This window comes from Candidatus Streptomyces philanthi, from assembly GCF_059553635.1.
In genome coordinates, this window is the sequence record NZ_JCANQV010000016.1 from 1 (window position 1) to 19,078 (window position 19,078).

A 19,078-nucleotide genomic window follows, 5' to 3' on the forward strand; every position below is an offset into this window, starting at 1 on the left:
GGACGATCCCGGCCCCGGCGGCGGACGGCCCCGGGGCGCGCTCGCACACGGTGACCCGCCAGCCGCGGCGGTGCAGTGCCACGGCCGCGGTGAGCCCGCCGACCCCCGCCCCCACCACGACCGCATGACGCCCGGATTCCGGCATGACGTACCCCTCCCGCTCAGCCACCCTCTACACCCGTAGAGGTTCCATGAGCGTCACTCTACAGCTGTAGAGTGATCCGTATGCCGACCCCCTCCTCACCGGACCGCAGAACGCTCATCGCGGACACCGCGATCCACCTCGTGGCCACCGCCGGACTCCGGGGCCTGACCCATCGCGCGGTCGACGGCGCCGCCGGACTGCCCGCGGGCAGCACCTCGTACTACTTCCGTACGCGGACGGCACTGATCGGCGCCTGCTACCAGCGGCTGGCCGCACTCGACCTCGGCGACTTCGCCCTCAACACCCCGGCCCCGGACCGCGATGCGGCAGCGGCGGCCCTGGCGGACCTGCTGCACCGCTGGCTGACGACGGACCGCGCACGCCAACTGGCCCGCTTCGAACTGAGCCTGGAGGCCGCCCGCACCCCCGCCCTCGCACCGGAGCTCCACCGTGCGGGACAGGTCGTCCGCACCCGGGCCGCCGCCCTCCTCGCCCAACTCGGCGCACCACGCCCCGAGGAGGCCGCCGAACTGCTGGTGGCCTGGACCGACGGACTCCTCTACGACCGTCTGGCCGGCGCCCTCGCCCACTCCCGCCCCACCCCGGACCCCACCGAACTGGCCTCCGCCGCCCGGCGGATGATCGATGCCGCGCTGGCGGAGAGCGAAGGCTAGGAGTTACCGCGCAACGGACGGGACTTTCGCTGCAGACCCTGCCCGTCAGCCCTCCAGACCCGCGTCGCGGGCGAGCAGTGCGGCCTGGACACGGTTCTCGCACTCCAGCTTGGCGAGGATCCGGCTGACGTAGGTCTTCACCGTGGCCTCGCTCATGTGGAGGCGGCGGCCGGCGTCGGCGTTGGACAGGCCCTCGCCGAGCAGGGCCAGCACCTCGCGTTCGCGTCCGGTGAGGGCGGCGACCCTGCGACGGGCCTCCTCGCCGCGGGTGGCGGCGGGGCCGGCGGCGAGCGAGTCGGCGACATGGCGGGTGGCGGCCGGGGAGAGATAGGCGTCCCCGGCGGCCGCCGCGCGCACCGCGCCGATCAGTTCGCCCGGCGCGGAGTCCTTGAGCAGGAATCCGGCGCCGCCCTGGCGCAGGGCCCGCAGGACGTTGTCCCGTTCGCCGAAGGTGGTGAGGATGAGCACCCGGACGTCCGGAGTGGTGCGACCCAGTTCGGCGAGGGCGGCCAGACCGTCCAGGTGCGGCATCCGGATGTCGAGCAGCGCGACGTCGACCCGGTGCCGCCGGGCGAGTTCGACCGCCTCGTGTCCGTCGGCCGCCTCGGCCACGACCTCGATGTCGTCGGCGGAGGTGAGGATCATGCGGATGCCGGCCCGGATGAGCGGCTCGTCGTCGGCGATGAGGACGCGGATCACCTGGTCTCCTGTGGTGCGGTGCCTGACGGCTACGGGTTCCGGACGTCGAACTCCCGCTTCTCGACCAGTTTCCCGTCCTGGAAGCAAAATCGGTAAACCGTGTCCGTGTTCAGGCCCTTCGAGGCGTCCGTGGACAGCAGTGTCAGGCAGTCGGCACCGGCCGGCGCGGCGGGGCCCTTGCCCTTGAGGTCCTCGGTGAGGACGGACTTCCCCGACGGCAGCTCCCCGCGCACCCGCTTCTCCGCCTCGCCCACACGGACCGCGGCGTACTCCTGGGGGGAGATCATGCCGCGGTTCACCTCGCCGACGAGCTTCTTGCCCACGCCGAGTACCAGCGCCCCCAGCACGACCAGCGCGACCGCCCCGACCGCGCACCCCACCAGCCAGCCGTTGCTCTTCCTCGTACTCACGATGTCCCAGAACTCCTCGCGGGGGTGCTGCCGGTCGATGACGGGCCCACCCTCCCCGGAGGCGTGCGCCCCGTTCTGCCCCCGAAAGTTGTCCTCCGCTTCGACGATGGTCGCCGTCCGGGCCTCCGACGAGGCGTACGGGAGGACACCGGCCAGCCGGAAACCGCCGTCCTCGGTGGCCCCGGAGTGGACCATCCCGCCGACGAGCCGGGCGCGCTCGCGCAGCCCGGTCAGCCCCTGTCCCCCGCTGACCGGCGCGTTCGCCTCGCCGTCGGCCCTGTGGGGTGCGGGCCCGTTGGCCACCTCGACGACCAGGGAGTCCGGCTCCCACCGCAGTGCGACGGTGATCGCGGCGCCCGGGGCGTGCTTGTAGGCGTTGGTCAGCCCCTCCTGGACGATGCGGAACCCGGCGTGGTCGGCGGCGGGGGCCAGCGGACGCGGCGCCCCCGAGTGCTCCAGGCGTACGGGCATCCCGGCGGCGGCCGCCGAAGCGGTCAGCTCCTCGACGGCGGCCACCGCCCGGGAGACGGGCTGCGCCTCGGCGGCGTCGGTGTCCGCCGTACCGTCCCGGAGGAGACCGACCACCTCGCGCAGCTCGTGCATCGCGGCCACCGACGCCTCACGGAGCACACCGACCACTTCGCGCTGCCGCGCGGTCAGTTCGCGGTCGACCTCCAGGGCCCCGGTGTGCACGGTGATCAGGGCGAGCCGGTGACCGAGGCTGTCGTGCATGTCCTGCGCGATGCGCTGCCGCTCCCGCATCCGGGCCTGACCGGCGATCATGCGGCGTTCGCGCAGCAGTTGGGCGTTGCGGTCGCGCAGGGTCCGCAGCAGGGTGCGGCGCTGCGTCCAGTAGCGTCCGGCCAGCCCGGGGACGACGGAGATCATCAGGAAGAACGGCGCGGAGAACAGTACCGTCCGGGGCGTGGGATGCGGCCACGCCGACAGGGTGAGCCCCATGTGGAGGAGGAACGCCAGGGCGAACGCCGTGAGGGCGCGCAGCACACCGCCGATCCTGCGGCCCGCGGACCAGGCGACCGCCATCAGCGCCAGATCGCCGCCCGCCGTGACGCCGGCCAGCGCACCGGCGGCGACCAGCACCGGCGCGGGCAGGGCCCGGCGCAGGAGCAGCAGGACGGCCACGGCCAGGGCGACCGCGACGATCCGGAGCGGTCCCGCTCCGCCCAGGTCCTCCAGACCGGCCACGGTCAGGGAGAGGATCATCACGAGGGCGGCCTCACCGGCCACCCGCCGGCGGGGCCATTCCCGGGGGTCCGTCAACCGCCGCCATGCCTCACGGGCCCACGATGTCGCATTCACCCTGTCACCCTAGGCGCCCCCGACGGGCGGGGGCGCTCACCGAAGGTCGTGCGACGGGGCGACGAAAGTCGTGCGCGGAGGGTGGGTCAGACGGGGTCGTAGTGGTACAGACCGGCCTTGTAGTCCGCGAAGAGGGTGTACTCCACGACGGTGCCCGCGGGAACGGCGTCGTCGGTCTCGCGGTCCTTCTCGACGGGTTCGAGGGCGACCAGGGCGTACTCGCCGTACCCGTCGAAGTCGCCGGGACCGTCCGCGACACCGATGTGAAGGGGGGTGTCATCGGGGAGCGTCCGCAGCGCGTCCCGCAGACGGCCCGCGGTCCACACCCGCGGGGCGTGCTCGAAGGTGTCAGCCATGGGGCGACGGTATACGCGGCCCCGCGCCGCGCGACGGCACCGCGCCGGACCACCTGCCCGCACACCGGGATCGAGCGACCGGACGGGGTACCCGGCCGCCCTCCGTACCGCCCGGTCAGGCGCGCAGGAACTCCTGAACGGTCGCGGTCTGCCCGAGGATCGCGTGCCCCACCTCGGGCAGCAGGTCGACGGTCGCGTGCGGCACGCACCGGCGCACCCGGCGGGCCGTGCCCCGGGAGTCGAACATGACGTCACGGCCACCGACGATCACCAGCAGGGGCATGGTCAGACGGCGCAGCGCCTCGTCGGGAAAGATGGGCAGCCGCTCCCTTCGCGGGACGAAGTGCGTGAAGGTCAGCTCCAGATGGTCGAGGGCGCGCTCGGTCTCCGCCGCGTCGAGGCCCGTGACCAGGCGCGCCGACCGGCGCAGTCCCCCGCGTCCGAACAGCCGCAGGACCAGGCCCTTCACCAGCCATCCCGACTTCTGCCTGCCCACCCCGGCAGGGCACATCAGGGCCAGCCGGTTCACCCGTCCCGGTCGGCGGATCGCGTAGTCCAGCGCCGTCCAGCCGCCGAGCGACATCCCGACGAACGCGGCACTGGTGAGCCCGAGCCCCGCCATCACCTCGTCCAGCCACACCGCGTAGGCGTCGGAGGACAGGGGCGGGCGGGACGGCGCGCTCAGTCCCGGCTCACCGATGAGGTCGACGGCGTAAGTACGGAAATGCCGTGACCAGGAGGCGATGTCGTCCCACCATGTCGTCGCGTTCGCCCCCGCGCCGTGCAGCAGTACCACGGGCGGCGCGTCCTCGGGGCCGCACACGACGACGAAGGTCTCCCCCTCGCGGGTCGGTATCCGCACCTGCTCCGCGGGAACCGGCCAGGTGCGCAGCGCCTCGCGGTAGTGCCTCTCCAGTTCCCTCGCACCGGCCTCGGACCGGTAGATCGCGCTCATGACGCGAGTACCCCCTCCATGTAGTCGAACAGCCGGGCCGTGTCGGCCAGGCCCCCCAGAACGACGACCTTCATCCGGGCCCGCTCCCGGTCGTAGACCGTCTGGATACGCAGGACCCCGTCGCCGGGACCCCGATGGGCGGCGGCGCTCACCAGGAGGGTGCTCAGCCGGTCGGCCGTCTCCGCGTCGACCGCGTCGATCTCCACGATGCTCGACACCTCGGTGTGCCGCCGCCGCTCGCCCGCGCCGTCCGCGGTCACGGGCACCGGACGGCCGGTGAACGCTTCCAGGTCCTCGTGCGCGATCCGGTACTGCTTGCCGATACGGACCGCGGAGAGCCGCCCGTCCCGCACGTAGTTACGGATGGTGCGGACGTGCAGCCCCAGATGCTCGGCGACTTGTTCCACGGAGTAGAAGCGATCACTCATGAACATACCTTATCTTCCCTCCTCGGAGGGAGCGATAGGGGCTTTTAAGGAAGGAAGGGGAATGTACGGGAGACGCCGGCCGGACGGCACCCGGGAACGACGAAGGGCCCCGTACTCGTCGAGTACGGGGCCCTTCTCTGGAGCGCCCGGCAGGCCTTGCACCTACATTTCCCACCGGCAGGTGGGCGTCTTTCCTTGGACCACAGACGCGCGACTCCCGTGTCGTGCACCGGAGTTACACAGATGATCATACACGCTTCCCGGGTCCTCGATCACCGGCCGCCCGCGGTCCTCCCCCGCCTTCATTCCGGCCAGTCGGACCCCTTGATGACCTCCACGAAGTCACCGCGTACAAAACCGGGGACGTAGTGGGCCAGCACATCCGCCTTGACGTTGCCGAAGGTCGTCCGCGGGCGGTCCTTGACGCCTTCGGTGAACGCGGCGAGTATCCGGTTCTTGAAGTCCGGCCGGGGATGCGCCGCGACCACGGCGGCACGCTGCCCATCGGACACCGCGTGGTAACCGATCCCCAGCACATCCAGCTCCACCCCACGCGTGACCAGGGCGATCTCGGGCGCCATGTGCAACGGGATCTCGGGCGTGGTGTGCAACGCGATACTCGTCCAGACCCGCTCGGCCGCCTCACCGGTGATGCCATGGCCCCGCAGGAACCGACGGGCCTCGTCAGCACCATCGATCTCGAACCGCTGGTCCGTACGCCGGAACCTCTTGGTCAGCCCCAGGTCATGGAACATCGCACCGACGTACAGCAACTCGGGGTCGAACTCCAACCCCTGCTCCCGGCCACGGAGCGCCCCGAACAGAAACACCCGCCGAGAGTGATCGAACAACAACGGCGGCGCGGCCTCCCGCACCAACTCGGTGGCCTCCCGCACCAGCGCGGTGTCCGGAATCTCCACACCGGCTACCACTTCACCCATCACCAGCACCTTCCTCACTCGGCCGGTCCTCCTCACCAGCGTCTCCCGCCCGGCGCTGTGGCGCCATGCCGCCTGCGGCGGGGGCGCGGGTCGGGGCATGACGCGCTGGGCGTTCGCGGTTTTCGAGCGGGGGACGCTGCCCGACGCCTGCGATCCCTGAGAGGTGCTGCACCAGGGGGGCGGCGTCGGACGCCCGTACGAGACGGTGCCGGTCTCCGGCGGCGGAAGCGTGACGACGTCCGCGCCCCAGCTGCACGCCGGGGCGGGGGCGGCTTCGTCGTTCCCCCGCGGGTGCGGGGAAGAGTCCAGCTCTCCGGACATGGGGCCGGGAGCAATGGGAACACCCCCGCAGGCGCGGGGACGAGGCTCCCACAGCTCGTGTCGCCGTGCGTCGGGTAGGAACACCCCCGCAGGCGCGGGGACGAGCGGTACTGGAAGACGGACGGCACGGAGACGTCGGGAACACCCCCGCAGGCGCGGGGACGAGACTTCGTGACCAGGCACTTTACTTCCGTAGGGCGCGGTTTTCCTTCACTTCCACCAACACCACCGCCTGCCGTCTCCGGAAGAAGACGGCAAGCACGAAAATGACCCTGCCCATACTCTGACAGTGTCGAGCCGTTCAGAGAGGGGCAAGGCCGTGTCTACTGAAGATGCTCCCCCCGACCCGTACGCCGCTCCGCTGGTGTTCGGACAGAGAATGCAGATCCTGCGGCAACGTCGAGGCATATCGAGGACGGTTCTAGGTGGTCTGGTCGGCATGTCTCCGTCCTGGGTGAAACGAGTGGAGAACGGTCAACTCCAAACGCCTGGCCTGGACATGATCCTCCGTATCGCCGAGGCGTTGCGTGTTCGGAACCTCGCTGAACTCACTGGCCACAAGATGCCAGTTGATCTCTTTTCCGGGCCTGGACACCAGCGGCTCCCAGCAGTTGCCGCGGCAGTGAACCGGTTCCCGATTGACTCGTCGGAGCACGCCCCGTCAACCGCTCACATTCAGGCCCGCCTGTCCCGAGCATGGGCGGCCCGGCACTCTTCACCGAATCACCGAGACGTGATCGGCGCCTTGCTGCCCGATCTGATCACGGATGCGCAACTGGCGGTGCGGCACACGGAGTCGGGTGCCGAGCGCCGTTCGGCGCAAGCCGCTCTTTCCGAGGTGTACAGCCTGAGTCAGTTCTTCCTTGCCTACCAGCCCGATGCAGCGCTCCTGTGGCGCGTGGCCGAACGAGGCATCGTGGCTGCGCAGGAGTCGGAGGACCCGCACGCCATCGGCGTAGCCGCGTGGCTGACCGGGCAAGCCCACCGTGACGCCGGGCCGAACCACTACGACGCGGCCGACGATGTGAACCTTGCCGCGTTGCGCCACCTTGAGCCGCTGCTCAACGACGCGAGCGATGACGTTCGCGCCATCGCCGGAGCCCTACAGTTCGAAGTCGGCTATACCGCAGCTCGACGCGGCGAGACCGGGACAGCTTGGCGCCACTGGGACTTGGCCCACGAGATGGCGCAGTCACTTCCTGAGGACTACTACCACCCCATGACCAGCTTTTCGCGCGCCATCCTGGGTGCGCACGCGGTGACGATCGCCGTCGAGCTGCACGCGGGCACTGAGTCCGTGCGTCAGGCGGCGCGCGCCGAGGCCACTACGATTCCGTCGCGACCGCGGCGGGCCCGGCATCGCATCGAACAGGCCCGCGGGTACCAGCTCGACGGCCAGCCTGATGTCGCGCTGGCGACACTCGCGCAAGCGTATGAAGCAGCACCGGAGACCATCCGTTACAACGGGTACGCGCGACGCATCATTCTGGAAGAGACAGAGACCAAGGCACCGAACCGGCGCCGCCGCGCATCCGAACTGGCAACGAAAATCGGGCTACTGGCAGCGTAAGACGAGGGGACACAAACTGTGTCCCCTCTCCTGTTCCTGCCGCCATACGGTCGTCCCATGGATACCGAGCATGCAAGCAAGCAGCCGGTAGGGACGTCCAAGGTTCCCGCCCCTCCGATCGATACGGCCGCGGTTCAGCACGCAATCGACCAGGCTCACGGGCTGCTGCACATGCCCCTGACCATCGACGCGCTCGCCACCCTCGAACACCTGCTGCGTGGGCACATCACGCTGCTGCTGCCGTACGCCCGGAAGGTGGGTGACTGCCTGCTCCCGGCCGACGACGCCCGCCGCCTGTACACCGACCGCCTCGACGCCATCGAGCGCCAGGCCGAGCGGGGCCTCGGCATCGGAGCCCTGCCCGGCCACGTACAGGTCATGGACCTGGCCCACGACTGCGCATGGCTGCTGGAGCGCGCCCCTGCCCAGACAGGCCCCTCCGGGCCCCGAGACTCCCGCCCCTGCCGCCAACAAGGCATCACCGGCCGCGGCGGGCCGCACAGCACGGTCAGCACGTCAGTGCACCACCGAGAGGAGCAGACAGTGACACCGACCACCGAGGCACCCGCCACCACGCCCACCCGGCTCCTGTGGCTGGACCTCACGCGGAAGTGCCAACTCCATTGCGCGCACTGCTACAACGAGTCCGGCCCGGCCGGCACCCACGGAACCATGACCCGTGAGGACTGGATCAGCGTCCTGGACCAGGCGGCCGTCCACGACGTCCGCGACGTCCAGTTCATCGGCGGTGAGCCGACGCTCCACCCGCACTTCGCGGTCTTGGTGGACCACGCCCTGACCCTCGGTCTGAACGTCGAGGTCTACAGCAATCTGGTGCACGTATCGGCGGAGTGCTGGACCGTCTTCCAGCGCAAGGGGCTCAGCCTCGCCACCTCCTACTACTCCGGCCGGGCCGCCGAGCACGACGCGATGACCGGGCGCCGGACCCACGCCCGGACCCGGGCGAACATCGTCCGGGCCGTCGAGCTGCGCATCCCCCTGCGGGTCGGGATCATCGACCGCACCGGAGGACCCGCCACCGACACCCGAAAAGACCTGGAAGCCCTGGGCGTCCACCGCATCCACGTGGACCACGTCCGCCCCTTCGGCAGGGGCGCCACCGGCCCCGTCCCCGACATGACCGGGCTGTGCGGCCGGTGCGGCACCGCTCGCGCCGCCATCGGCCCCACGGGGGACGTATCGCCCTGTGTCTTCTCCGGCCGGCTGAGCGTGGGCAACGTCCGGGACACCCCGCTCGCCGCTATCCTCACCGGCGTCGCCATGCGCCAGGCCCAGGCGGCTGTCCGCAGTGCGGTCGGCGGCGGCGGTGACGACGAAGAGGGGGACTCGTGCGACCCCGTCGGTGACGGTGAGTGCAGCCCCGGGTATCCCAGCAGCTCGTGCAGCCCAAGGAGCTGAGCACCATCACCACACCTGACCCTGACACACTCTGGACACTCGTACGCCCTCACACCGGGGCCCAGCACGAGATCCGTTCCACGAGGGGGCACAGTTCCGATGTGACCGCCATGGTCGAGTGCGAGAACGGACCGTACTTCGTCAAGGCGATCCGCAACCGCCCCGGCGGCCGCCGCGCCTCCCTCACCCGGGAACGGCTCATCAACCCGCACGTGCAACCGCTCTCCCCGGAGCTGCGATGGTGCGCCGAGAACGATGCATGGGCCGCGCTCGGGTTCACGGCCGCACCCGGTAGGGCAGCGGACTTCGGTCCGGACTCCCCGGACCTCCCGGCCGTCGTGCGGGCCGTCGACCGGATCGGGCACCTGGATCTCCCGCCCGTCGCCCGGAACTGGCCGGAGACCCGGTGGCACCGCTTCACCGAGGACGAGGCAAGCGCCGCCCTCCTCCAGGGCGACGCACTTCTCCACACCGACATCAACCCCGACAATTTCCTGATCACGGGAGCGGGCCAGGACGCGAGGGTCGTGGACTGGTCGTGGCCCACCCGCGGGGCGGCGCTCATCGACCCGGCCTGTCTGGTGGTGCAGCTCATTTCGGCCGGCCACACGGCCGAGGCCGCCGAAGCCTGGGCGGCCGGCTGCACGGCATGGACGGACGCGGACCCGAAGGCCGTCGACGTGTTCGCCGCAGCCACCTTCCGGATGCACCGCGCCGCGGCGGACCGCGACCCCGACGCGGCCTGGCTCAAGGCCATGGCCACGGCCGCCCGGACATGGGCCGACCACCGGGGTGTGACCGTCTGACCCAAGGCCCTGGTAGAAGCGACAGTGCCCCGACGGAATACCGTCGGGGCACTGTGCATTTCCGCAACTCACGCCCGAAACGGGTCACCCCCGCACGACAACCGGGCGGTGCCCCTCGGATCAGGCGACCGGTGCCGGGTACGTCGGGTACTCCACGCCGGAGACGTACTGGACGACGCGGATGACCTGGCAGGAGTAGCCGAACTCGTTGTCGTACCAGAGGTAGAGGATCGCGTTGTCGCCCTCGACCTTGGTGGCGCCGGCGTCGACGATCGAGGCGTGGCGCGAGCCGATGAAGTCGCTGGAGACCGCGTCGGGGGCGCTGATGAAGTCGATCTGGCGCTTGAGCGGGGAGGTCAGTGACACATCGCGGAGGTGGTCGAGGACCTCTTCGCGGGTGGTCTCGCGGGCGAGTTGGAGGTTGAGGATCGCGATCGAGACGTCCGGGACGGGGACGCGGATCGAGCTGCCGGTGATCTTCGCCTGGAGGTCGGGCAGCGCCTTGGCGACGGCGGAGGCGGCGCCGGTCTCGGTGATGACCATGTTGAGGGGCGCGGAGCGGCCGCGGCGCTCGGACTTGTGGTAGTTGTCCAGCAGGTTCTGGTCGTTGGTGAACGAGTGGACGGTCTCCACGTGGCCGCGCAGCACGCCGTACTCGTCCGCCATCGCCTTCAGCGGCGGGACGATCGCGTTGGTGGTGCAGGACGCGCAGGACAGGATCTGCTCGTCCGGCTTGATGGTCTCGTGGTTGACGCCGTGGACGATGTTGGGGACGTCGCCCTTGCCGGGGGCGGTGAGGACGACCTTGTCGATGCCGGGCCGCAGGTGCTTCGACAGGCCCTCGCGGTCGCGCCACTTGCCGGTGTTGTCGATGAGGATGGCGCCCTTGATGCCGTACGCCGTGTAGTCGACCTCGCTGGGGTCGTTGGCGTAGATCACCTTGATCGCGTTGCCGTTGGCGAGGATCGTGCTGCTCTCCTCGTCGACGGTGATCGTGCCCTGGAACTGGCCGTGGATCGAGTCGCGCCGCAGCAGTGAGGCGCGCTTGACGAGATCGTCGGCGGCCCCGCCCCCGCCGCCGCGGACCACGATGGCGCGCAGCCGCAGGCCGTTGCCGGAGCCGGCCTTCTCGATCAGCAGGCGGGCGACGAGGCGGCCGATGCGCCCGAAGCCGTAGAGGACGACGTCGCGTCCCTCGCCGCACTCGGTCTTGTTGGCGCCGGTCGCGCCGGCGACGGCCTCGGCGGTGAACTCCGCGACGGACAGGCCGCGGTCGTCCGCCCTGTAGGTCGCGGCGAGCATGCCGATGTCGATCTGGGAGGGGCCCAGGTCGAGCGTGGTGAGCGCCTGGAGGAAGGGCAGGGTCTCGGTCACCGAGAGCTCCGCGCCGGCGATCTGCCGGGCGAACCGGTGGGTCTTGAGAATGCTGACCACCGACTTGTTCACCAGGGAGCGGCTGTGGAGCAGGACGGTGACGTCCCGTTCCCGGTGCAGCTTCCCGATGACGGGGATCATCGACTCCGCGATCTCCTCGCGGAGCTTCCAATTCGTGAACGAGTCCTCATTGACAGTCACAGGAATCTCTTTCGAGCTAGGTGGCGCTCATATGCTAACCCCTCGCCTCTTCGGCCTTTCAAGTGGTGCCCTCGGGGCCGGGTGCGGCGATGGATTCGATGGCGGGACCCCTCTCGCGCACTTCCCTAAGCCTTTTAGGCATGTGCATAATCTCTTCAGGCAGAGGAAGGGAAGGTCATGGCCGCACGTGTAGGGCTCACCCCGGAGCGACTGGTCCGGGCGGGGGCGGAGCTGGCCGACGAGGTCGGCTTCGGCCAGGTGACGGTCTCGGCGGTCGCCCGCCGCTTCGACGTCAAGGTCGCGAGCCTGTACTCGCACCTGAAGAACTCCCACGACCTCAAGACCCGGATCGCCCTGCTCGCCCTGGAGGAACTCGCCGACCGGGCCGCCGCGGCCCTCGCCGGGCGGGCCGGCAAGGACGCCCTGACCGCCTTCGCGAACGTCTACCGCGACTACGCCCGGGAGCACCCCGGCCGGTACGAGGCCGCGCGGTTCCGGCTCGACCCGCGGACGGCGGCCGCGAGCGCCGGGGTCCGGCACGCGCAGATGACACGGGCGGTGCTGCGCGGCTACGACCTGGCGGAGCCGGACCGCACCCACGCGGTCCGGCTGCTCGGCAGCGTCTTCCACGGCTACATCGACCTGGAGAGCGCCGGCGGGTTCAGCCACAGCGCGCCCGATACCGAGGAGACCTGGTCACGCGTCATCGACGCGCTGGACGCCCTGCTGCGGAACTGGCCCGCGCCCTGACCCCGGCGCACGCCCCGTCCCACCACCCCGAATCACCAGGCTGAGGCGATGAGCACCCCACACCACTGGATCACCACCCCCATCACCGAGAACCTCCTGCGCGGCGCCCTGGAACTGGAGCGCACCGCGCACGGGGTGCTGCCGCACCGGCTGCCCGCCCGGGCCCGCGCCCAGTGCGCGGACGGGCAGCTGGCCATGGCCGAGGCCCAGCCGTCCGGCGTACGGCTGGTCTTCCGGACCGCCGCGACCGCCGTCGAGCTGGACGCCCTGCCCACCAAGCGGATCTACGTCGGCGCCCCGCCGCGCCCGGACGGCGTGTACGACCTGCTCGTCGACGGCCGCCTGGCCGGGCAGGGCAGCGTGCCCGGCGGCAGCACCCTGACCCTCGACATGACCACCGGGACCGCGGAGCACCGGCCCGGCCCGGTCGGCACCGTACGCTTCGACGGCCTGCCCGGCGGCGTCAAGGAGATCGAGATCTGGCTGCCGCACAACGAGACGGCCGAGCTCGTCGCGCTGCGCACCGACGCGCCCGTGGAGCCCGCGCCGGACCACGGGCGCAGGGTGTGGCTGCACCACGGCAGTTCGCTCAGCCAGGGCTCCGACGCCGCGAGCCCCACCACCACCTGGCCCGCGCTCGCCGCCTCCCTCGGCGGCGTGGAGCTGGTCAATCTGGGGCTGGGCGGCAGCGCCCTGCTCGACCCGTTCACCGCCCGCGCCCTGCGGGACACTCCCGCCGACCTGATCAGTGTCAAGATCGGCCTGAGCCTGGTCAACCACGACCTGATGCGGCTGCGCGCCTTCACCCCCGCCGTCCACGGCTTCCTCGACACCCTCCGCGAGGGCCACCCCACCGCGCCGCTGCTGGTCGTCTCCCCGCTGCTGTGCCCGATGCACGAGGACACGCCCGGCCCGACGGCCCCGGACTTCAGCGACCTCGGCGCCGGACGCCTGCGGTTCCGCGCCATGGGCGATCCGGCGGAGCGCGCGGCCGGGAAGCTGACGCTGAACGTCGTCCGGGACGAGCTGGCGCGGATCGTGGCGCAGCGGTCGGCGGACGACCCGCACCTGCACCACCTGGACGGCCGCGCCCTCTACGGCACCTCCGACCTCGCCGAGCTGCCGCTGCCCGACGGACTCCACCCGGACGCCGCCACCCACCGCCGCGTCGGCGAACGCTTCGCCCGGCTGGCCTTCGCGGAGGGCGGGGCCTTCGCCGACAGCGGCGCCTGAGAGCGGGTTCCGGCCCGCGGCGGGACGGAACGCGCGAATCCACCTCCGAACGAACAATTCCAGCCAGTACGCCTATAATCGGCCAGTGGCTGATCTCTCCGATGATCTGATGGAACTGGAACGCGCCGCGACAGCGGCACACGAGGCACTTCGCGCACTTCAGGCCGAGTACGGGCCGACCGGCGGCGACAGATGGACCGAGGAACAGCACGCCACCTGGCAGGCCCACTGGGACCGGTGGCGCACCGCCTCCCGCGCCGTCCAGGACGCCGTCACCGCCCACGCCGAGGCCACGGGCCAGGGCCGCTTCCAGCTCGAACAGGCGCTGAAGAAGGCCGTACGCCACCCGGATTGATCCCCCGCGGCCGCGGGCCGGGCGCCCCTCCGGGCCGAGGGTCCGGGACGGGCCGTGTCCCCCTGGAGAGCCACGACGAGAACGGCTCCCCGGAGGGACGTCCGCCCCCGGGGCCGGGCCGTAGCCTCGGGCCGGGAGTGCCCGACCGACTCCCGGCCCGAAGGATTCCCGATGCCCGACCACGCCCGCCCGTGCGGGGCCGCCGCCCCGGCGGCCGGCCCGCTTCCCGCGCTCCGCGCCCTGCGGGCGGATCTGCTCACGCCACGCTCCCGGCCGCTGCCGCCCCTGGCATGGCCCCGACGGCTGCGTCTGCTGCCCCATGCCGTGGTGGTGTTCACGGCGTGCGCCCTGTCCTCCACCGGCGTGGACCCCACCGCCCGATTGCTGGCCGCCGTCCACGCGGCCACCCTCCTGGTGGCGCTGCGCCGGCCGGCGCCCGCATGGTGGCTGGCGACGGCCCTCGCCGCCGGGATCGTGACCGTCCATCCGCCGACGCCCGGCAACCAGCCCTGGGTGTGGGTCACCCAGGCATGCGTCCTCTTCCTGCTCGCCCTCCGTGTCCGTACGTCCTCGGCCGTGGTGGCCACCGTCGTCAGCGCCGGGCTGATGCTCGCCCTGAAGGCAGCGGGCTGCGCCGTCGGTGCGGGGACCACGACCCGCTTCGGCCTCGGGTTCCTCGCCGTGGCGCTGCTGGCGGGGGCCGTCGGGCGCGGGCGCCGTGAGGACCGGGCGCGGCTGACGGCGCAGAGCGCGGCGACCGCGCAGGAACGGGCGCGGCGCACCGTCCTGGAGGAGCGCGCCCGGATCGCGCGGGAACTGCACGATGTGGTCGCCCACCAGATGACGCTGATCTCCATCCAGGCCGACGCCGCCCCGTACCGTGTGCCGGGGACGCCGCCGGAGCTGACGGCCGAGTTCGCGTCCATCCGCGCCACCGCACAGGAAGGTCTCGTCGAACTGCGGCGCCTGCTGGGACTGTTGCGCTCCGACGCTCCCGAGGGCGGGCGCGAGGCCCCCGTGCCGCAGCCGTCGCTCGCCGACCTGGAGCGGCTCGTCGCCCAGGTACGTGCCGCCGGTCTCACGGTGTCCACCCGGGTCGACGGCGTGCCGCGTCCACTGCCGCCCGGCGTCGAACTGTCCGCCTACCGCATCGTCCAGGAGGCGCTGAGCAACACCCTGCGCCACTCCCCCGGCGCCCGGGCGTCCGTCGACCTCGGCTACGGTGAGGACGCCCTGCGCCTGCGCGTCACCAACACCCTCGCGGCACACGCCGCCGCGCCCTCGCCCGGCTCCGGGCACGGCCTGACCGGGATGCGCGAGCGCGCGGCGCTGTTCGACGGCGATCTCGTCGCGGGTCCCACGCCCGACGGCGGTTACGAGGTGACCGCCGTACTGCCCGCTCCCACGCCCGCCGAGGACACCGCCCCATGACCATCCGCGTGATGATCACCGACGACCAGGCCATGATCCGCGACGCCTTCTCGGTCCTCCTCGGCGCCCAGCCCGGCATCGAGGTCGTCGCGACGGCCGGGGACGGCGAGGAGGCCGTCGCCAGGACCGCGGAACTCGCCCCCGACGTCGTCGTCATGGACATCCGCATGCCCGGCCTCGACGGCATCGAGGCCACCCGCCGGATCACCGCACGCCCCGGTTCACGCACCCGCGTCCTGGCGCTGACCACCTTCGACCTGGACGAATACGTCTACGAGGCGCTGCGCGCCGGGGCCGCCGGCTTTCTGCTCAAGGACTCCTCCGGGAGTCAACTCGCCGACGCCGTACGGGTCGTGGCCCGGGGCGAGGCGTTGCTCTCGCCCGATCTGACCCGGCGGCTGATCGCCGAGTTCGCCCGGGTGACGACGGTCCCCGGGCGCCGGCCGGGGGTGACGGTCGACGCGCTCACCCCGCGCGAGACCGAGGTGCTCACCCAGGTCGCCCTGGGGCTGTCCAACGCGGAGATCGCCCGGGAACTGACCGTCGCCGAGGAGACGGTCAAGACGCACATGGGCCGCATCCTCCAGAAACTGGGGCTGCGCGACCGCACCCAGGCGGCGGTCTTCGCGTACGAGAGCGGGCTGGTGGTACCGGGGGCGTCCGCCCGGTGAGGTCCCCCTGGAGAGCCGCGCCGGAGGTCGGCTCCCCAGGGGGACGTGGGCGGCCGGGCCCGGACGTGACGCTGGGGGACGTATCCGCGGAGGTCGCTTCCGGTCCCCGTGACGCCCTCTCATGCCACGGTCATGCCCACACGTCCGGAGATGCGGGCGGACGGGTACGGCTTCCGGCAATTCCCGTTCCGGGGAGGGTTTTCCGCCCCTGGCGCATTCCGGTGGAGGGCGTATCGGCGCGGTCCTACGATCGGGGCGTGACGATCACCTATGAATGGCGGGGCGCATTCGACAACGCCTCCCTCAACGCCCTGCATGCCGAGGGTTTCGGCTCCCCGCCCGCTCGGACGGATTGGCGGGCGCGGCTGCTGCGGCACAGTCTCGGCTGGGTCTGCGCGCGCAAGGACGGTTCTCTGGTCGGTTTCGTCAATGTGGCCTGGGACGGCGGAGGGCACGCCTTCGTCCTGGACACGGTGGTGGCGGGGCGGTGCCGGGGCGGGGGAATCGGCGCCGCGCTGGTCGCGAAGGCCGCCGAAGGGGCCCGCGCGGCGGGCTGCGCATGGCTTCACGTCGACTTCGAGGAGCATCTGCGGCCGTTCTACCTCGATTCCTGCGGTTTCCGGGAGACGGCGGCGGGGCTGATCGCCCTGTGAACCGTCTTTCCGTGGCCGAGGAATCTCCGTGAAATGACCGCCACGTGCCGTCACGGGTAACGGGAACGCCACGCGCGGTCGCGGAATTCCGCCCCGTGCGAAGGCAGGGACCGCGTACTCCGTCTTTTCCCGTACGACAACAGGGCCGGGATCGCGGCATTTTCAGCGCCGTTCCCTTGTGCCGTCACGTTCCGGTGGCCGTTCACGTGAAGGACGTTAATCTCGCACTATGGGGGATGTGGTCCTGCGGGACCGGCCGAGACCGACCCCGCTGGCACGGCCCCGTCACGGTGGCCGCGCCGTGGCAGGGGCGGGCAGGCGCGGTGCCGGGAAGCGCCGTGGGTGTCACCGGGTCCGCGGGACATGAGGGAACGCCGGAGCCATCGGGCGACGGGGACGGGCACCCGGGGCACCGGCCCGTCCGGCCCCCGCGCCGTTCCGTCCCTGGAGGGTTCGCATGATCAACACCATGCCGGTCGACGGTATCGCCGTCTCCCCCGACGCGGCCGAACCGGCCGACCTGGTCCTGCGCAACGGACGCGTCCACACCGGGGACCCCGCGCGCCCCATGGCCTGCGCCCTCGCCGTCACCGGCGGCCGTATCTCCGCCGTCGGTGACGACGGGGACATCGCCCCCTTCGTCGGACCGCGCACCCGGGTCGTCGACGCCCTCAACCGCCGGGTGATCCCCGGCCTCAACGACAGCCATCTGCACGTCATCCGCGGCGGCCTCAACTACCTCCTGGAGCTGCGGTGGGACGGCGTCCCGTCGCTGCGTACGGCGCTGTGGATGCTGCGTGAGCAGGCCGAGCGCACGCCCGACGGGCAGTGGGTGCGGGTGGTGGGCGGCTGGACCGGCGAGCAGTTCGCCGAGCGGCGCCTGCCCACCGTCTCCGAACTCAACGCCGCGGCGCCGGACACCCCCGTGTTCGTGCTGCACCTGTACCAGTCGGCGCTCCTCAACCGGGCGGCGCTGAAGGCGGTCGGGTTCACCAAGGACAGCGTGGCGCCCCCGGGAGGGCAGATCGTCCGCGACCACTCGGGGGAACCCACCGGCGTCCTGCTGGCCGCCCCCGCCGCCGGGCTGCTGTACTCCACGCTCGCCAAGGGACCCAGGTTGGCCGACGAGGAGCAGATCGGCTCCACCCGCCGGTTCCTCCACGAACTCAACCGCCTCGGTCTCACCAGTGCCATCGACGCGGGCGGCGGCTTCCAGAACTTCCCCGAGAACTACGCCGCCGTGCGGAAGCTCGCGGAACAGGGACTTCTGACGCTGCGTATCGCCTACCACCTGTTCCCGCAGACCGCGGGGCAGGAACTCGACGACCTGCGGCGGTGGATCGACACCGTACGGCCCGGCGACGGTGACGCCTGGCTGCGTCTCAACGGCGCCGGCGAGAACCTCGCCTGGTCCCCGGCCGACTACGAGAACTTCACCGAACCCCGGCCGCTGCGCCCGGAGCGGGCCGACCGGGAACTGGAGGCGGCCGTACGCCTGTTGCTCGACAACGGCTGGGGCTTCCGGCTGCACGCCACGTACGAGGAGACCATCCGCGCCGACCTCGACGTCTTCGACAGGATCGCGGCCGACGGCGGTTTCCCCCGCGGCGTCCCTTGGTTCTTCGACCACGCCGAGACGGTGTCCCAGGCCAGTCTGGACCGGATCGCGGCCATGGGCGGGGCCCTGTCCGTCCAGAACCGGATGATGTTCCAGGGCAGTGCCTTCCGCGACCGGTACGGGCAGGCCCGCACCGGTGACGCGCCGCCCCTGCGCCGGATGCTGGAACGGGGCCTGCTGGTCGGCGCCGGTACCGACGCCACCCGCGTCTCCAGCTACAACCCCTGGCTGTCGCTGGAGTGGCTGGTGCGCGGGCGCAGCATCGGCGGTACCCCGCTGGCGTCCCCGGAGAACCGGCTCGACCGGGCCACGGCCCTGCACATGTACACCGCGGCGGGCGCCGCCCTCACCGGCGAGTCCCAGGTCAAGGGGCGGCTCCGGCAGGGCCATTACGCGGATCTGGCGGTGCTGTCCGAGGACTACTTCACGGTGCCGGCGGAGGACATCTCCCACATCGAGTCGCTGCTGACCGTCGTCGGCGGGAGGATCGTCCACGCGGCGGGCGAGTTCGAGGGGCAGGCCGCGCCGCTGCCCGCCGTCGAACCGTCGTGGAGCCCGGTCGCCCACTACGGCGGCTACCACCGCACGATGTTCCCCCACCCGCCGTCCGGGGTCCGCCAGGCGCAGGCCGTCATGGACGCCGCCGCGGAGTCCGAGGAGCACCGCCAGTGGCGGCTGACCCGCGGCTTCGCCGACGACGGGACCCGCGCCTCCGAGATCTTCGACCCCTGCTTCGTCCTCTGACGCA

Annotated in this window: 19 protein-coding genes; 11 read left to right on the forward strand and 8 right to left on the reverse strand. The window is 71.7% G+C overall.

All coding sequences use genetic code 11. The annotated features are described in order from the left end of the window. Positions 1 to 145: FAD-dependent oxidoreductase (locus tag AC51EU_RS04125; protein WP_496265276.1), on the reverse strand; the 145-nt coding region annotated here is incomplete at its 3' end. An 80-nt stretch (positions 146 to 225) separates the two neighbouring features. On the opposite strand from AC51EU_RS04125, the gene AC51EU_RS04130 reads away from it, so the two are divergent. Beyond that, complete coding sequence (locus AC51EU_RS04130; protein ID WP_496265244.1) at positions 226 to 819, forward strand: TetR/AcrR family transcriptional regulator; 594 nt, start codon at positions 226 to 228, stop codon at positions 817 to 819. Positions 820 to 864: 45 nt separating this feature from the next. Here AC51EU_RS04130 and AC51EU_RS04135 read toward each other — a convergent pair whose 3' ends face one another. The 6 genes from AC51EU_RS04135 to AC51EU_RS04160 form a co-directional block, all read right to left on the reverse strand. After that, entirely contained in the window at positions 865 to 1,518 is a 654-nt protein-coding gene (locus AC51EU_RS04135; RefSeq protein WP_496265245.1) for a response regulator, read from the reverse strand. A gap of 29 nt (positions 1,519 to 1,547) precedes the next feature. After that, positions 1,548 to 3,248: a sensor histidine kinase gene (locus AC51EU_RS04140; RefSeq protein WP_496265246.1), complete on the reverse strand. Its 1,701-nt coding sequence runs from the start codon at positions 3,246 to 3,248 to the stop codon at positions 1,548 to 1,550. A gap of 86 nt (positions 3,249 to 3,334) precedes the next feature. Then, a complete protein-coding gene (locus AC51EU_RS04145) occupies positions 3,335 to 3,604 on the reverse strand; it encodes a DUF6225 family protein (protein ID WP_496265247.1) in 270 nt (89 codons plus the stop codon). Positions 3,605 to 3,719: 115 nt separating this feature from the next. After that, a complete protein-coding gene (locus AC51EU_RS04150; RefSeq protein ID WP_496265248.1) occupies positions 3,720 to 4,559 on the reverse strand; it encodes an alpha/beta fold hydrolase in 840 nt (279 codons plus the stop codon). Beyond that, positions 4,556 to 4,987 carry a helix-turn-helix domain-containing protein gene (locus AC51EU_RS04155; RefSeq protein ID WP_496265249.1) on the reverse strand — a complete coding sequence of 144 codons (432 nt, stop codon included), beginning with the start codon at positions 4,985 to 4,987 and terminating at the stop codon, positions 4,556 to 4,558. Before AC51EU_RS04155 ends, AC51EU_RS04150 begins: the two co-directional genes overlap by 4 nt. A 302-nt stretch (positions 4,988 to 5,289) precedes the next feature. Further along, positions 5,290 to 5,928 (reverse strand): HD domain-containing protein, encoded by a 639-nt coding sequence (locus AC51EU_RS04160; protein ID WP_496265277.1) that lies wholly within the window; start codon positions 5,926 to 5,928, stop codon positions 5,290 to 5,292. 700 nt (positions 5,929 to 6,628) lie between these two features. Between AC51EU_RS04160 and AC51EU_RS04165 the strand changes: the two genes are divergently transcribed. The 3 genes from AC51EU_RS04165 (at position 6,629) to AC51EU_RS04175 (ending at position 10,044) form a co-directional block, all read left to right on the forward strand. After that, on the forward strand, positions 6,629 to 7,819 hold the full coding sequence (locus tag AC51EU_RS04165; RefSeq protein ID WP_496265250.1) for a helix-turn-helix domain-containing protein: 1,191 nt from the start codon (positions 6,629 to 6,631) through the stop codon (positions 7,817 to 7,819). Positions 7,820 to 7,876: 57 nt separating this feature from the next. Continuing rightward, positions 7,877 to 9,238 (forward strand): DUF6415 family natural product biosynthesis protein, encoded by a 1,362-nt coding sequence (locus AC51EU_RS04170; RefSeq protein WP_496265251.1) that lies wholly within the window; start codon positions 7,877 to 7,879, stop codon positions 9,236 to 9,238. A 110-nt stretch (positions 9,239 to 9,348) separates the two neighbouring features. Next, positions 9,349 to 10,044: a hypothetical protein gene (locus tag AC51EU_RS04175; RefSeq protein WP_496265278.1), complete on the forward strand. Its 696-nt coding sequence runs from the start codon at positions 9,349 to 9,351 to the stop codon at positions 10,042 to 10,044. A 120-nt stretch (positions 10,045 to 10,164) separates the two neighbouring features. Here the strand turns inward: AC51EU_RS04175 and AC51EU_RS04180 are convergent, their stop codons facing one another. Beyond that, a complete protein-coding gene (locus AC51EU_RS04180) occupies positions 10,165 to 11,619 on the reverse strand; it encodes a glyceraldehyde-3-phosphate dehydrogenase (protein WP_496265252.1) in 1,455 nt (484 codons plus the stop codon). 177 nt (positions 11,620 to 11,796) lie between these two features. Here AC51EU_RS04180 and AC51EU_RS04185 point away from each other — a divergent pair, with 177 nt between their 5' ends. The 7 genes from AC51EU_RS04185 (at position 11,797) to AC51EU_RS04215 (ending at position 19,074) form a co-directional block, all read left to right on the forward strand. After that, entirely contained in the window at positions 11,797 to 12,369 is a 573-nt protein-coding gene (locus AC51EU_RS04185) for a TetR/AcrR family transcriptional regulator (RefSeq protein ID WP_496265253.1), read from the forward strand. 48 nt (positions 12,370 to 12,417) lie between these two features. Then, positions 12,418 to 13,602: an SGNH/GDSL hydrolase family protein gene (locus AC51EU_RS04190; protein ID WP_496265254.1), complete on the forward strand. Its 1,185-nt coding sequence runs from the start codon at positions 12,418 to 12,420 to the stop codon at positions 13,600 to 13,602. Positions 13,603 to 13,687: 85 nt separating this feature from the next. Next, entirely contained in the window at positions 13,688 to 13,957 is a 270-nt protein-coding gene (locus tag AC51EU_RS04195) for a hypothetical protein (RefSeq protein WP_496265255.1), read from the forward strand. A 171-nt stretch (positions 13,958 to 14,128) separates the two neighbouring features. Beyond that, positions 14,129 to 15,388, forward strand: a complete 1,260-nt coding sequence (locus AC51EU_RS04200; protein ID WP_496265256.1) for a sensor histidine kinase — start codon at positions 14,129 to 14,131, stop codon at positions 15,386 to 15,388. Further along, positions 15,385 to 16,059 (forward strand): response regulator, encoded by a 675-nt coding sequence (locus AC51EU_RS04205; RefSeq protein WP_496265257.1) that lies wholly within the window; start codon positions 15,385 to 15,387, stop codon positions 16,057 to 16,059. The genes AC51EU_RS04200 and AC51EU_RS04205 overlap by 4 nt, the downstream gene beginning before the upstream one ends. 257 nt (positions 16,060 to 16,316) lie before the next feature. Beyond that, positions 16,317 to 16,712, forward strand: coding sequence for a GNAT family N-acetyltransferase (locus AC51EU_RS04210; RefSeq protein ID WP_496265258.1), 396 nt, complete (start codon positions 16,317 to 16,319; stop codon positions 16,710 to 16,712). Positions 16,713 to 17,169: 457 nt separating this feature from the next. Next, positions 17,170 to 19,074, forward strand: coding sequence for an amidohydrolase (locus AC51EU_RS04215; protein ID WP_496265259.1), 1,905 nt, complete (start codon positions 17,170 to 17,172; stop codon positions 19,072 to 19,074). Positions 19,075 to 19,078 lie beyond the last annotated feature (4 nt).

Excerpts from the sequence above, each read along its gene's own strand:
- AC51EU_RS04130 (WP_496265244.1), top strand. The coding sequence starts at position 226 with ATGCCGACCCCCTCCTCACCGGACCGCAGAACGCTCATCGCGGACACC.
- AC51EU_RS04145 (WP_496265247.1), bottom strand. The coding sequence starts at position 3,604 with ATGGCTGACACCTTCGAGCACGCCCCGCGGGTGTGGACCGCGGGCCGT.
- AC51EU_RS04150 (WP_496265248.1), bottom strand. The coding sequence starts at position 4,559 with ATGAGCGCGATCTACCGGTCCGAGGCCGGTGCGAGGGAACTGGAGAGG.
- AC51EU_RS04155 (WP_496265249.1), bottom strand. The coding sequence starts at position 4,987 with ATGAGTGATCGCTTCTACTCCGTGGAACAAGTCGCCGAGCATCTGGGG.
- AC51EU_RS04160 (WP_496265277.1), bottom strand. The coding sequence starts at position 5,928 with ATGGGTGAAGTGGTAGCCGGTGTGGAGATTCCGGACACCGCGCTGGTG.
- AC51EU_RS04165 (WP_496265250.1), top strand. The coding sequence starts at position 6,629 with ATGCAGATCCTGCGGCAACGTCGAGGCATATCGAGGACGGTTCTAGGT.
- AC51EU_RS04170 (WP_496265251.1), top strand. The coding sequence starts at position 7,877 with ATGGATACCGAGCATGCAAGCAAGCAGCCGGTAGGGACGTCCAAGGTT.
- AC51EU_RS04175 (WP_496265278.1), top strand. The coding sequence starts at position 9,349 with ATGGTCGAGTGCGAGAACGGACCGTACTTCGTCAAGGCGATCCGCAAC.
- AC51EU_RS04185 (WP_496265253.1), top strand. The coding sequence starts at position 11,797 with ATGGCCGCACGTGTAGGGCTCACCCCGGAGCGACTGGTCCGGGCGGGG.
- AC51EU_RS04190 (WP_496265254.1), top strand. The coding sequence starts at position 12,418 with ATGAGCACCCCACACCACTGGATCACCACCCCCATCACCGAGAACCTC.
- AC51EU_RS04200 (WP_496265256.1), top strand. The coding sequence starts at position 14,129 with ATGCCCGACCACGCCCGCCCGTGCGGGGCCGCCGCCCCGGCGGCCGGC.
- AC51EU_RS04205 (WP_496265257.1), top strand. The coding sequence starts at position 15,385 with ATGACCATCCGCGTGATGATCACCGACGACCAGGCCATGATCCGCGAC.
- AC51EU_RS04215 (WP_496265259.1), top strand. The coding sequence starts at position 17,170 with ATGATCAACACCATGCCGGTCGACGGTATCGCCGTCTCCCCCGACGCG.